This window comes from Clostridium facile, from assembly GCF_014297275.1.
GTDB lineage: Bacteria > Bacillota > Clostridia > Oscillospirales > Ruminococcaceae > Massilioclostridium > Massilioclostridium facile.
The window spans coordinates 80,954-95,625 of the sequence record NZ_JACOQK010000001.1 but is presented as its reverse complement, the minus strand read 5'-3'; the positions used below and the strand labels follow the sequence as shown (position 1 = coordinate 95,625).

Annotated in this window: 8 protein-coding genes and 1 tRNA gene; 2 read left to right on the top strand and 7 right to left on the bottom strand. The window is 39.1% G+C overall.

Annotated features, from left to right (window positions below; translation table 11 throughout):
- Nucleotides 1-220 precede the first annotated feature (220 nt).
- Nucleotides 221-5,434 carry a discoidin domain-containing protein gene (locus H8Z77_RS00330; protein WP_186995805.1) on the top strand — a complete coding sequence of 1,738 codons (5,214 nt, stop codon included), beginning with the start codon at nt 221-223 and terminating at the stop codon, nt 5,432-5,434.
- A 571-nt stretch (nt 5,435-6,005) separates the two neighbouring features.
- Here H8Z77_RS00330 and H8Z77_RS00325 read toward each other — a convergent pair.
- The 5 genes from H8Z77_RS00325 to murC all read right to left on the bottom strand — a co-directional run bounded on the left by H8Z77_RS00325 (nt 6,006) and on the right by murC (nt 10,933).
- Nucleotides 6,006-6,081, bottom strand: a tRNA-Thr gene (locus H8Z77_RS00325).
- A gap of 57 nt (nt 6,082-6,138) precedes the next feature.
- On the bottom strand, nt 6,139-6,912 hold the full coding sequence (locus tag H8Z77_RS00320) for a TIGR03915 family putative DNA repair protein (protein WP_186995804.1): 774 nt from the start codon (nt 6,910-6,912) through the stop codon (nt 6,139-6,141).
- Nucleotides 6,891-8,210 carry a putative DNA modification/repair radical SAM protein gene (locus H8Z77_RS00315; RefSeq protein ID WP_186995803.1) on the bottom strand — a complete coding sequence of 440 codons (1,320 nt, stop codon included), beginning with the start codon at nt 8,208-8,210 and terminating at the stop codon, nt 6,891-6,893. Before H8Z77_RS00315 ends, H8Z77_RS00320 begins: the two co-directional genes overlap by 22 nt.
- Before the next feature lie 355 nt (nt 8,211-8,565).
- The gene (locus tag H8Z77_RS00310) at nt 8,566-9,429 is read right to left on the bottom strand and encodes an NAD(P)/FAD-dependent oxidoreductase (protein WP_186995802.1); all 864 of its coding nucleotides are present in this window, start codon (nt 9,427-9,429) and stop codon (nt 8,566-8,568) included.
- A gap of 127 nt (nt 9,430-9,556) precedes the next feature.
- The gene (gene murC, locus H8Z77_RS00305; protein WP_186995801.1) at nt 9,557-10,933 is read right to left on the bottom strand and encodes a UDP-N-acetylmuramate--L-alanine ligase; all 1,377 of its coding nucleotides are present in this window, start codon (nt 10,931-10,933) and stop codon (nt 9,557-9,559) included.
- A gap of 242 nt (nt 10,934-11,175) precedes the next feature.
- Between murC and H8Z77_RS00300 the strand changes: the two genes are divergently transcribed.
- A complete protein-coding gene (locus H8Z77_RS00300; protein ID WP_069988106.1) occupies nt 11,176-11,469 on the top strand; it encodes a SpoVG family protein in 294 nt (97 codons plus the stop codon).
- A 423-nt stretch (nt 11,470-11,892) separates the two neighbouring features.
- Here the strand turns inward: H8Z77_RS00300 and nrdG are convergent, their stop codons facing one another.
- Both nrdG and nrdD read right to left on the bottom strand, forming a co-directional pair.
- Complete coding sequence (gene nrdG / locus H8Z77_RS00295) at nt 11,893-12,372, bottom strand: anaerobic ribonucleoside-triphosphate reductase activating protein (RefSeq protein ID WP_338061271.1); 480 nt, start codon at nt 12,370-12,372, stop codon at nt 11,893-11,895.
- A gap of 38 nt (nt 12,373-12,410) precedes the next feature.
- Entirely contained in the window at nt 12,411-14,540 is a 2,130-nt protein-coding gene (nrdD, locus tag H8Z77_RS00290; RefSeq protein WP_186995800.1) for an anaerobic ribonucleoside-triphosphate reductase, read from the bottom strand.
- Between the last annotated feature and the right edge of the window lie 132 nt (nt 14,541-14,672).

Here is a 14,672-nt window from a genome sequence, read left to right as displayed (position 1 = left end):
CTATTCTCATTGTTGACAAAATTTAGATTATATTTTTTGTTTACCATAAAATTGGAAATCCAATTTTGCCCATCTCACAAAGAAAATATAGAAATTATGTATGAAATCATTATACATTATTATAAATATTCAGAATAATAATTGATTTTATGGAAGAAATCACCTATAATGAAAAAAGCAGGGATACTGCAAATAAATTTGTAAAGGAGAAAAACAGAGAATGAAGAAAATCTTCCGTTCCGCGTTGTCAGTAGTGCTGTCCGCTACGATGCTGATGTCCTCAATGTCGGTATCTGCCGTAGCAGGGCAGACGTCTGGCGAACTACCAAACAACGCACAGGCAATTGTGGCGCGTGGTGATGCTGCGTTCCAAAAAAGTGATTACCAATTTTCCGCCAACTGGATTTGGGATCCTTCCGATGACGGACAAAGTAACCGTTGGATGACATTCCGTAAAGATGTTACCCTGGATTCTGTTCCAGAAAAAGTAACCGCAAAAATCGCTGCTGACACCAAATATTGGCTTTATATCAACGGCGAATTAGCGGTATTTGAGGGACAGCTAAAACGTGGCGCTGCTTTGCTGGACAAAGATATTTACCCACAAGGGGATTCTTCCCAACCGGATTTAGACCATATGATCCAGGAAGTTGCCACTTATTACGATGAAGTTGACCTGACCCCTTACTTAAAAGAAGGAAATAACACAATTGTAGCTTTGGTATGGTATTTTGGCAATGAGGGCCATTCCCATGTTGGAAGTGGACAGGGAGGATTCCTGTTTGAATCCCAAATGGGAGATCAAATGGTAATTTCCGACGATACATGGAAAGTCAGCCGTCAAATGGGTTATCAACCAAGCAATCCAATGGGTGGCTATACCCAGGAATACAACATCAATTATGATGCTCGGGAAGGATTTAACAACTTTTACGATCCTGATTTTGATACTTCCTCCTGGAATAACGCTAAAATCGTTGGAAAAGCCGGAGATAAACCATGGAATGAACTGTGGCCAAGGACAATCCCTGAATGGAAAGTTTGGGATTTAGCAACCTATTCTCCAGATGATGCTGAATATGTTACAAAAATAGACGCAACCCACTACCGTTTAAAACTGCCAACCAACATCCAGTTTACCCCTTATTTAAAAGTGGAAGCACCAGCTGGAAAAGTAATTAAAATCAGCTGTCCAAACTCTGTAAACAGCAACTTAACTTATACTACAATGGGTGGGAATAATGGTGAAGCTGTTGTACAGGAATATGAATCCCCTTCTTGGATTAACTGGTGGTATATCGACTTTGAAATTCCTGAGGATGTCAAGGTTTTGGAACTGGGATACCGTCAAAGTGGATACAACACAGAATTTGAAGGCTATTTTAACAGTGATGATGAATTTTTTAACACCCTTTGGACAAAAGCACGGGATACCGCTTATGTCAATATGAGAGATACCTTTATGGATTGTCCAGACCGTGAACGTGCTCCATGGTTAGGGGATGCGGTAAACGAAATGGAAATTGCCTACTACTCCATGTCCACCAGCGTGTATGATATGGTAAGGAAGGATATTTCTACCCGTGTTAACTGGCAGAACGCAGAAGGCGTTATTCCATCCACAGCGCCAACTACATTCCGTTATAACGAATACGCGGAATTAACAGGGCAATCTTTGGCAGGGGTAATGTCCTGGTTCCAATATTATCTGTGGTCAGGCGACCGGGATACCCTGGAAAACTCCTATGAAGCATTGCAAAAATACATGGAAATGTTTGATTTGGATGTTCAGAACTACACCGATCCATTTGTCCGTGGAAGTGGAACCAACACCATGCACACCAACTGGATCGACTGGGGTCCTAATATGGACCAAAACCTGAGTTTAAACATCTGGGCATATATTGGTGTAAAAACACTTTGCAATTACGCGGAAGCTTTAAATGACACCGAAAACCTGGCAACCTATGAAGCATTGCGGGATGCGATGCATGCGAAATTTGATGCTACCTTCTGGAATGGCCAGGAATACCGCTCTCAAACTTATACCGGGCCAGCGGATGACCGTGGACAAGCATTGGCAGTATATGCAGGACTGGTTTCCCCGGATAAATATCCACAAATTCGGGATATTTTGTTAAACAACCAGTTTGCTAGCCCATACATGGTAAAATACTCCATCGAAGCCTTATATATGATGGGTTATACCGCAGAGGCGGAACAAAGGATGAAAGAAAGCTATGCCAACGATGTTGCGCTAGATGATCCAACCTTCTCGGAAAACTGGAATGGCGGTGGTAGTAAAAACCATGGCTGGTCTGGCGGTGGATTAATCTCCTTATCCGGTTATGCTGCTGGTGTACGTCCACTGGAAGCAGGCTATGATAAATTTATTGTGGCGCCTCAAATGGATTCCATTCAAAATATCAGCGCTGGGATTCCAACCGTAAAAGGATTAATCGAAGTGAAAGCAAACAATGCGACGGAACAGTTTGATTTATCCGTCAATGTACCAGGCTCCAGCACAGCTGTAATTGGTGTTCCAAGATTAAAAGAAGGTAACACCATGGTAGTATGTGATGGTAAAGTCATCTGGAACAACGGAACCGTTCATGATGCTGTAGACGGATTGACCTATGCGTATTCCGATGAAAACCACATCTTCTTTAACGCGCAGCCTGGTAACTGGTCATTGAGCGCGTTTCCCGCACAGGCAGAATCCAAAACAGAATATACTTTAACCATTCCCGCTTTGGAAAATGGAACAATTTTAGTGAATGGAGAACAGGTTGCACTTCCTTATACCAATACTTTCGCAGCTGATTCCCAAGTTACTTTAACTGCGCAACCAAATGAAAATTATTTATTTGATATTTTCAATGGTTCTGTTGGAAAACGGGATACCAACGAAATCTCCATCACAATGAATGCGGATTATACCATTGGGGCTGAATTTGTCCCAGAATGGAAATTTGATGGAAAGACAGTAAAAATCTCCAGCAACTCTCAGGATATCAAGCTTTATATCAACGGTGCTGAAGTAAGTAATCCATTTAGTGGTTTATACGAAACAAATGGCCAGGTTACTGTCAAAGCTGTTCCAGGAGAAGACGTTGCCTTTTTAGGTTGGCGAAATGAAAACGGCGAAACCGTTTCTACAGACCCAGAATACACTTTCACACTGGAAGAGGATACCCAGCTTACCGCGATGGGAATGTCCATGTTAGGGGAAAACCTGGCTTTGCATAAACCTGCTACCGCTTCTACAAACATCGTAAACGGTATGTTTGATGTCAGCAAAGTAACCGATGGTGTTTATACCATTACCGGACAAAACGAAGGCTGGACTTCGGATGAATTGCGGGAAGAACAATGGGTTTATATTGACTTAGGAGAATCCAAAGAATTTGATACCATTAAAGTTTATCCAAGGCATAACGGCGTGGATAATGGTTACGGGATTCCAATCAATATGGAAATTTTGGTTTCCGACGATGCCCAAAACTGGACTACTGTAAAGGAGATCAAAGATATCCCACGAATTGCCTCCGGTGCGCATTCTTTTAAAATTGATACACAAAATGCCCGTTATATTAAATTAAATGGTTCTAAATTACGTGTAAATCCAAATGACGGAAACCGCACCAGATTCCAGGTTTCTGAAATTGAAGTATACAATAGCACAGCAAAAACCCCTCCTGTAATTGACCAGCAGCCAAAAACAGTGGAAACCAAGCCTGGTACCACCATTACCTTTACTGTTGGTGCGTTGAGCGTTACCCCAATGTCCTATCAATGGTATGTTTCCACGGATAACGGAAACTCCTGGTCTGCAATTTCAGATGCTACTAACTTCTCCTATTCCATTCTTGGTAGCACAGAAAATTCTGGATACCAATACTACTGTGCTGTTTCCAACGAATATGGTACAACCAATTCCAATATTGTTTCCTACTCAATCGCTTCGGATAACTATGCTTTAAAACAGCCATTTGAAGTTTCCTCTAACCAAGTAGTAGACCCTTATTTTATGGCAAAATATATTAATGATGGTATCACTGATACATTAGTTTTACAAAATGAAGGATGGACCTCTGCGGAAAATCACGGTGGCAGCGAATGGGTTACCATTGATATGGAATCGGTAAAACAGGTTTCCCGTGTGAAACTCTATCCACGCTATGACGGAACCAACAATGGTTATGGTATTCCAATTGATTATAACGTACAGGTTTCCAAAGATGGTGAAACTTGGACTACCGTTTATTCTGCAACCGATGTAGAACGTCCAACTTCTGGGGCTATTTATTTGGATTTTGATCCGGTAGATGCCAGATATGTAAAATTTGAAGGAACAAAACTCCGCGCAAACCCAATGGATGATAACCGTGTTAGAATGCAGATTGCGGAATTTGAAATTTACAATACCAATATCGCAGATACAAACAAACATTTGTTAAACACTACTATTCAGAGAGCAGAAGTATTATTAAACTCTGAGGAGTTTGCTAACGCAATCCCAAGCGTACAAGAATCTTTCCAAAAAACATTGGAACAAGCAAAAGAAATCTCCCAAGATATTTTTGCTAGCCAGGAATCGATTGATACTATTTGGAAAGAACTATTAAATGAAATCCATAAACTAGGATTCCAAAAGGGAGATAAAACAGCGCTGCAAGCTTTCTATGATGAGGTAAAGGATACCGACTTGAGCCAATACCGAGACGGTGCGGCAAAAGAGAATTTCAAAACAGCGTTGGCCAATGCCGAAGCTGTTTTGGCAGATGAAAACGCATTGCAAAATGAAATTGACAAAGCGTACAACGATCTGAAGGCAGCATATGACGCATTGGAAAAATTAGCAGACAAGAGCCAACTGGAAGCATTGTTGGGTGAATGCGCAACATACCAGGAAGCAGACTATACCCCAGCAACATGGAAAGTATTCGCGGACAGCTTTAAAAATGCACAAGATGTATACAATAATGTAAACGCAAGCCAAGAAGAAGTTAATACAGCAGTGGATGATCTTTTAAGTGGCATGTTGCAATTAAGGTTTCAAGCGGATAAATCCATTCTGGAAGAATTGGTAAATCAATTAGAATCTATGGACCTATCTGGATACACCGATGAAAGCGTTGCTGCATTGAACGTGGCTCTTTCTCAAGCAAAAGCGATCCTGGATAATCCAGAAATTTCTGTTGATCAACAAGATGTAGTGGATCTAGCTGTGGATTCTTTGACTAACGCAGTAAGTGGATTGGAAAAATCCAATGTAGCAAAAAATATTGCTTCTTCCACTGAAAATGAAAACAATGATAATACTGTAAATTCAAATACTCCTGTAAAAACCGGAGATGCTATCCCTATGGCAGGTGCAGCTATCTTGTTTGTAGCCAGTGCCACAATTCTATTCTCTCGTAAAAAGAAATAAAAAAAGTAGAATTACTTTGAGTTTGCACCTCAATCAAAAACTCCTCAGCTATTCATATAGTTGGGGAGTTTTTGATATTTTATCCTTTGATTATACTAGGGATGGGAAAACAAAATATTCACAACAATCTATAAAATGGGTAGAAATTCCATAACTACCAACAATGTTGTCTGATACAGATATGTAAGAAATCATAGAGTCCAACCCACTTTAAAAATTAACTAGTAACTCTTCCAAAACCTATGCATACCTGTTTATTGGTAATTTTGGATATTATATCAAAAATATTGGTAAACTAGTGGCTTGCGCAGATCCTAAAAGGGTCAAGCTCTTGCTATCTTCTCGAAGTGATACTGAATTTTATCAATACATCACTATTCCTGCAACCCATAATAGGTACTAACCATAGATGCTAGTGATTGGTATAATAGAAATTAGCGATTTTTTGTACTTTTGAAAATCCATAATCAAGTTTTTTTGCTTACCCTTGATAGAAACCATGAAGTTTTTGTTTTTATGCCAAAAGGCAACAAAAAAACGAGCCTGAACACAAGGATGTTCAGGCTCGTTTTGGAGCTGGAAGTGGGACTCGAACCCATGACCTGCTCATTACGAATGAGCTGCTCTACCGACTGAGCTATACCAGCATTGATTGTTTGATAAACAAACATTATTTAATAGTATAACAAAAATCTCCAGATAAGTCAATCACCATTCTGACTATCCAAAATGATTTGAAATTCCGCCATATATTTCCAATAACGTTTTGGCATATGATTACGGCGGCAAACTGGATTATACCGTTCTTCGATTCCAATCGTATTATAGTATTGTTTCCATAGTTTCTGATATTGTTTTTCCTCAGAAGCTGTAGAAAATAATTTCAAGGAGTCCAAAGGGAAAATATTGGTCCGATTTGGTTTATGCACCAATGCCATATGGTGGGACTCATCAAAAATCAAAAAAGACTCGTTTGGGTAACGGTTACAAAAATGCCGCTGGATCATTGGCAAAACAATATTATTGGGATGTACCTTGCTTACTAGCATGCCATCATAATCTGAAAAACGGATAAACTCTTTCATAAAATGGCTTTCATTTTTTAAATATTTCACCGCCTTATGCAACTCTCCTACAACAGGATGAGTTAGCAAAGACAACACTTTTTCCCGATACTGGAATCCCATTTGCACATAGCACAGCATCAGCCATTCCTTTTTTGGATGGCAGGTTAAAAAACTCATATGGAAAAACGTTTGGCATTTCCTTGTAAAATTTTTTTGTATCCCTTTGGCCACCCGTTTTGCTTTTTCCAAATCAGTCGTAATCCATCTGGAAGGCGTTAAGGACATTTGAAAATTTTCTTCCACCACTATGTCAACTGGGGTTTCTTTCCGCTGAAAACTTTCAAAGATACAGCACAATAGTCCCTCAAAACTGCCATCATATTGATAAATTATGTTGTGGTTGGGAAACATTTTTGCAACTCCTCTATGGTAAGTCGGTTATTTCGGAACAAACTCAACTGTTCGTATTGCTGTACGTCACATTCTTTGGAAAGATAATTTAATCCCTGTTCTGAGATTAAACTGCGTATCATTCCATCCTGAGTAATCCGTAATCCTTCATTCTTTTTTCCACTACAGGTAATAAAATATTGAGCACGTTTTAATACCACTCCTAATTTTTTTAATCCCGCAAAATTTAAAGGTCCCATACGTCGTGCAACAACAATCCGTTTGGCACTTGTCACACCAATACCGGGGACACGTAATAAACTGTTATAATCCGCCCGGTTCACATCTATGGGGAATAAGTCCAAATGGTTTAATGCCCAATTGCATTTGGGGTCTACTAATGGGTTAAAGCTTTGGTGTTGCTCGTCCAATAGCTCACTTGCTTTAAAACCATAAAAACGCAATAACCAATCAGCTTGATACAATCGATGCTCCCGCAGTAAAGGCGGTTTGGTATCCAACGCTGGTAACAAAGAATCCTGTACCACAGGAAGATAAGCGGAAAAATACACCCGTTTTAACCCATAATTCCGATAAAGTCCTTCGGTCAAATTTAAAATTTGGAAATCGCTTTCCGGTGTAGCGCCAATGATCATCTGAGTACTTTGTCCAGCTGGTGCAAATTTGGGAGCATGACGGTATTGAACCAAATCAGTGGCATTCTGCTGAATCCGTTTATGAATTAAGGACATAGGTTTTAAAATGGATACTTTGCTTTTATCCGGCGCTAGTTTTTCCAAACTTTGTTGAGTTGGCATCTCAATATTCACACTCATTCTATCCACCAGCAAGCCCAGTTGTTCAATCAGTTTTCCATCCGCCCCAGGAATTGCTTTAGCATGAATATATCCATAAAATCGATATTCATTCCGCAGTATCTCCACACATTGAATCATTTGTTCGCAGGTATAGTCTGGATTTTTAAATACCCCTGAGCTCAAAAACAGCCCTTCAATATAGTTTCGGCGATAGAATTGTATTGTTAAATCTGCCAGTTCGCGGGGGGTAAATGTAGCCCGCTTGATCTGGTTAGAACGGCGGTTAATGCAATATTTACAATCGTAAATACAAGCGTTACTCATCAATACTTTTAATAAAGAAACACAGCGTCCATCCGAGGCAAACGTATGGCAGATGCCACAGGAAACAGCGCTCCCGATTCCATCCTTTGGCGAATCACGGTCCACCCCGCTGGAAGCGCAGGATACATCATATTTGGCGGAAGCAGCCAATACTTTTAATTTATCAAACAGATCCACAATATCCCCCCTTGTTCTAATCTTATTATATAAAAGAACATATGTTCTTGTCAAGAATAATTTTTTATAAAGCTATAAAACTATACAGAAACAGCACTATTTCTGTTGTATCCATTTACGAAAATACAAAACTAATGATGCCTATTAGTACAAATTCTATCACAGTATTGTACACTTAACTCCTCTTTTTATTGTAGATCTAAGCATAATTTCTAATAAATCAAAATAGTTGGAGTTTCCTTTTGGAAAATCTCATGCTTAACAAGAAGATTTATCTGGTTTTACTAGTGTTATTGCCATTAAAATTATAAAAAAACGGTACTGCTATTGAGAAAACAGTACCGGTATATTTCCTTTATTTTCCTAAATCTCTTAAGTAACGGATGGCAGCAGTACCTGCTAATGCGCCATCACTAACCGCTTTGGAAACTTGTAATAATCCACCAACGCAATCCCCTGCGGCATACAGTCCGGGTATATTGGTTTCCATATTCTCATTAACGATAATCTTATTGCCTTCGGTCATGGCACCAATTTTCCGCGCCAGGTCACTGCTTCCTGCCACCCCTTGTGCAACAAAAAATCCGGATATTGTCAAGGCTGTTCCATCCTCCAACAATACCTGTTCTAAAGCTTCATTACCGATTAACTCGCTGATTTTTGCCTGATTGATCTGCACTTCCTCTGGGAACACAACTTTAGGTTGGCTTCCATTGGTCAGTAAAGTAACAGAACCCACAATAGGAAGCAGTTCTTTTACTTCGTGAAGGGCATACTCCCCATCCCCTAAAACAGCCACATGCTGTCCACGGTAGAAAAAAGCATCACATATGGCACAATAGCTGACGCCCATTCCTTCAAACTCTGTTAAGCCTTTGATTTTAGGCCGTACCCTTTGAGAACCAGTGGATAACAAAACACTATCCGCTTTGTATTCCCCATTTGCAGTTTGTACTACAAATTTGCCATCAAACGAAAGCCCCACTACTTCATCTTCCACAAAATGCGCTCCCAAGCGTTTAGCATGTTCCACTCCGTTCTGAATCAATTGCTTCCCAGAAATAGGCTGTGGAAAGCCATAGAAATTATCAATGGATTCCGCTTTTTCCAATGCGCCGCCATCCTTCGCAATAATGGTAGTTTCAATCCCCGCACGCAAAATATATAACGAAGCTGAAATTCCAGCTGGCCCTTTTCCGATAATAATCATATTTGCCATTTATCATCCCTCCATTTGCTTTTATCATACCATATTTTATAGATACAATCAAACAAGAAAAAAGGCCAACATCACCCTAAAAATGACGTCAACCTTTTCAACAATTCACCTGTAAGCTGTTCAAAAATTATTCGTAATGTCCATTTAACATAATTTTCGCAGCTTTATAAATATCGCCGCATCCTAACGTAATCACCAAATCACCCGCTTTGGCATGCTGTAATACATAATCCGCCACTTCCTGCTGGGTTGGGAACCAAACGCAGCCATCAATTTTATCCGCCAAATCCTTTGCGTAAATATGGTAGGTATTTTTTTCACGGGAACCCATAATCTCGGTTAAAACAGTGTGATCCGCAATCGATAAGGCTTCCGCAAAATCATCCAATAACATTTTGGTTCTGGAATAGGTAAATGGTTGATGTACCGCCCATACCTGGTTAAATTTTAAAGATTTCGCCGCCTTAAGGGTTGCGGCAATCTCGGCAGGATGGTGGGCATAATCATCGACAATGGTAACGCCGTTTACTTTACCCAATAATTCAAACCGTCTGCCAGCACCTTTAAAGGCATCCAATCCTTTTGCCAGTTTTTCTACTGGGGTACCTGCTTCCAAAGCAGCAGCACATGCGGCCACGGAATTTCCAATATTATGGTCTCCTGGTACATGGATGTCCAGTGTAGTTAAAAACTCCCCTTGATGGTATAAATCATACCTAGTATGAAGCCCATCAATATGGGTAATATTTTTTGGATAATATTCATTGGTATCCATAATCCCATAAGAAATTTTCTTTTTTCCCTGGATGCGGTTTGCTACTTCAACTGTATTTTCATTATCCCCATTATAAATAATTGCCTTGGACGCCTTATTGCAGAACTTTTCAAAAGATAATTTTAAATTATCCATGGTTTTAAAATAATCCATATGGTCGCAGTCAATATTAAGTACCACTGCAATATCTGGAGAAAGATGCAAGAAAGTGTCTACGAATTCGCAAGCTTCACAGGTCATAATCTCAGAATCACCAGAACGCCCGTAGCTATTAATGGATTTCAATTTTCCTCCAATCACTGCGGAAGGGTCCATGTCAGCATCTAATAAAATTTGAGTCAGCATAGCGGTTGTAGTGGTTTTCCCGTGGGTACCGCTGACACAAATACAATCTGAATAACGCTCCGTAATGATCCCCAATAATACACTGCGCTCAATGGTAGGAACACCACTGGCCTTTGCGGCAATCAGTTCCGGATTATCCTCCATAATAGCAGCTGTATGAACAATTAAATCTGCGCCTTCAATATTTTCCGCTTTCTGTCCCATGGTAACTGGAATACCTAAGGCGCGAACCATCTTTAAAATGTCGGATTCGTTGTTGTCCGACCCTGTTAAATAGTAGCCCTCTTTGTGCAAAATCTGCGCCAAAGGGAACATTCCAGAACCACCAATCCCAATAAAATGTATATGTTTTTTTCCTTGCAATAAATTGGATTTTTCAGCCATTGTGCTTCACTCCCTATTATGAATACCATTCTACCAATTATGATAACTATAAAAATAGATTTCTATTATAACACATATTTTATATTATATTGCAAATGGACAAAAAAATAAACCTATAAAGCCGAAACTTTTTGTTTTTTTTAAATATTTTTTAGAAAAACGGGAAAACATGGTTAAATTTTCTACTTCTGCCCATACTACTGTTACAAAACACCCTTTTGATAAGACAGGAGGAAATACAAATGACCATAACAGACGTAAAAATTAGAAGAACCTTTACAGAAGGCAGATTAAAAGCGATCGTATCCGTTACCATCGACCAATTGTTGGCAATTCATGAAATTAAGGTGATACAAGGTCCAGAACGGTTGTTTATTGCCATGCCTAGTAAAAAGGATGGAACGGTATTCCGGGATATTGTACACCCAATTTCACCAGAATTCCGTTCTATCTTGGAAACAACTATATTACAGGAATATCAAAAACATATGAATGGCGATTCTTCTGAATCATCCTCCTCCGGAAAAACAGCATAATGCTGGGATTCCTCCATTTGAAACAGCCCAAAGAATGGGCTGTTTTTTTGTTGTAGAACGCATCATTTCTACCAGTAGGGATATCCTATAAAAACTTTCCTTTAAAATATCAAGTATAACAAGCTGCAAATAGCAATCGAATAGCATCGATTCGAACAACAATCCCCAGGCTTATGAGTTGTGAAGTGAGTAATTATAAAAAAGAACATTAAAAAATTGGCAATGAACTTCCAGAAAAACAAGCTTGATACATAAAAAACATATAAATGTTCACAATATAAAACCTGTTTTATGAATCAAAAATTTCTTTCTATGGGGTTACATAGGAAAGATAAAAAATGCTCCCTTTTATCTAAACATTTTTACATTTATTATCTAATAGAAAAATACCGGTAAGATCTTATTCCTACCAGTATCGTATGTTCAACAAGAAGAGTCCCACAACACTAGTTTCCCCTGTTTTCTAGTCTGGTTTAAATCAATAATCCGTTGGTTTTCTGAACCACGAAACTTTAATTTTAAATTCCGCAATTCCAGTACAAATTGGCCGTCCACCAATACATCCACATACTGGATAATTTCTTTTTGGAAAGGATTCAGATCTTCATACCGGTACCCAGTCCACATCCAAATCGTTTTTCCTGTCTCCTGTTTAATTCTTCTTACAAGGTGAAGCATATCCTCATCCTGTTGGAGGGGTTCCCCGCCTAAGATACTGGCGCCAACTATATTTTCGTTTTTTAAATAGGTCAAAAATTCTTCTTCTGCTTGTTCACTCCAAGGCTGACCAGCAGAAAAATCCTGATATTCTTCATTAAAACACCCTTTACAGTGAAAGCGGCATCCTGTTACAAATAGTGTAGAACGGATACCAACTCCGTTTGCCACATCATATTTCCGTATCTGTGCGTAACGAATTTTAAGCTTCCCCCTTTTTTGAATTATAAATGTAGTACCCTTTGTTTCATCTCTTTGGTTTTTCCTTCATTCCAGAAATGAAGTCCTAAATAACCGCAAGTACGACGTACTACTGTCAATTTGTTCTGGTCACGATTTCCGCAGTTTGGACATTCCCACTGGTTATCATCATTGATTTTAATCTCCCCATCATAACCACAAACATGGCAGTAATCTGATTTAGTATTAAATTCAGCATACTGGATATTATCATAAATAAATTTTACCAATTGTTCCAGTGCTTCTAAATTATCCTGCATATTTGGAATCTCAATATAAGAAATGCAGCCACCTGTACTAATTTTCTGGAACTGGCTCTCAAACGCCAATTTAGAAAATGCATCAATTGGTTCCCGTACATCTACATGATAAGAATTGGTATAGTAACCTTTGTCAGTAATATCCTTAATGTTTCCAAACTTTTCTTTATCAATTTTAGCAAAACGGTAGCAAAGATTTTCTGCAGGAGTGCCGTATAGCCCAAAACCAATGCCTGTTTCCGCCTTCCATCTGTCCACAGTATCTTTTAAGTGGTGCATTACTTTTAGCGCAAATTCCTGGCCTTTTTCACTGGTATGGCTTTCTCCAATCATCAGCTTCGTCATTTCATAAACACCAATGTACCCTAGTGACATGGTACAGTATCCATTTTCCAATAATGGGTCAATGGTATCTTCTGCATCCAAACGAGCGATTGCACCATCCTGCCAATGAATTGGAGAAACCGCTGCTTTTGTCCCCTTTAGTAGTTTATGTCGACATAATAAAGCTTCATAGCAAAGGTCTAAACGGCGATCCAATAAACGCCAGAATTTCTTTTCATCTCCATGGGAAATGATAGCAATTTGAGGCAGGTTTAAAGAAACAACACCTGCGTTAAAGCGCCCTTCAAATTTCACATCACCATTTTCGTCCGTCCAAGGAGATAGGAAAGAACGGCACCCCATGCAACTGAATACATTTCCATCATAAATCTGCCGCATTTGTTTCGCGGAAATATAATCAGGATACATCCGTTTTGCACTACATGGAATCGCGTAATCACGGGTAATATAGTCATATTTTCCACCTTGTAAACAGTTGTTTTCATCCAATACATAAACTAACTTTGGAAAAGCTGGGGTTACAACTACTCCCTGACGGTTTTTTATTCCCAGAAGGCGTTGACGGAGAATTTCCTTAATAATCAAAGCAACTTCCCGTTCATATTCATAGCCTTCTTCAATATGCATGAATATCGTTACAAATGGTGCCTGACCATTGGATGTTTGTAATGTATTAATTTGATATTGGATAGTTTGCACCCCAGATTTTAACTCATCCATCATTTTATCTTCCGCCAGCTCTTTACACAAAGCTTCATCATAGCCTTTTTCTTTAAAATGGCGGTATGCTTTATCATGAGTACGGCGAAGATATTTTCCTAAATGTTTGATATTTACCGATTGCCCACCATATTGACAGGATGCAACCTGTGCCATAATCTGCGTCATAACAGTACAAGCAGTTTGAAAACAGGTTGGAGACTCAATCATAGCATCGTTGATAACAGTTCCATTATCCAACATATCCTCAATATTAATTAAACAGCAGTTAAACATTGGGCTCATGGAATAATCCAGATCATGGTAGTGTAAAATACCGTTTTGATGCGCCTGTACAATTTTAGTTGGCAACAAAATCCTTTGTGTAATATCTTTGGAAACCTCACCGGCAATCAAATCACGCAAAGTAGAATTCAGTACAGGATTTTTGTTGGAATTGTCCATTGCTACCAGATAGTTTGTGCCTTTTAATAAACCTAAAATTTCGTCGTCTGTCGTGTTAATAGAACGCTTATATTCCTGGATTGCACGGTAACCTTCGTAGCTTTTCGCAGTTAATTCCTGCCCTTTTTGAATCAACTTGCTATAAACGGCATTTTCAATTTCCCGAATCGTAATATCATCAATCCTATTTGCTGCTTGCAGTTCAATTTCATCTGCAATAATAGCAGCGGAATCCTCATCAATAATACCGCTCCCATAGCTCATAGCTTTCATAATTGCATTATAAATTTTTTGTTTGTCAAACGCAACAACTCTGCCATCCCGTTTAATTACTTGCGTGTTCATGAGTTTAACCCTCCTACTTTGTATTTTTTAATTGTACCCTATATTGCATTGTATTGGCGCTTGATTGCCCAATCGGGTCGCCAATAAATGGCACAAAAAAAGCATACCCTGAAAAAGGCATGCCTACAGAAA

Bases quoted from the DNA above. Each gene is read 5' to 3' on its own strand.
- H8Z77_RS00330 (WP_186995805.1), top strand. From the start codon at position 221: ATGAAGAAAATCTTCCGTTCCGCGTTGTCAGTAGTGCTGTCCGCTACG.
- H8Z77_RS00320 (WP_186995804.1), bottom strand. From the start codon at position 6,912: ATGTTTCCCAACCACAACATAATTTATCAATATGATGGCAGTTTTGAG.
- H8Z77_RS00310 (WP_186995802.1), bottom strand. From the start codon at position 9,429: ATGGCAAATATGATTATTATCGGAAAAGGGCCAGCTGGAATTTCAGCT.
- murC (WP_186995801.1), bottom strand. From the start codon at position 10,933: ATGGCTGAAAAATCCAATTTATTGCAAGGAAAAAAACATATACATTTT.
- H8Z77_RS00300 (WP_069988106.1), top strand. From the start codon at position 11,176: ATGACCATAACAGACGTAAAAATTAGAAGAACCTTTACAGAAGGCAGA.
- nrdD (WP_186995800.1), bottom strand. From the start codon at position 14,540: ATGAACACGCAAGTAATTAAACGGGATGGCAGAGTTGTTGCGTTTGAC.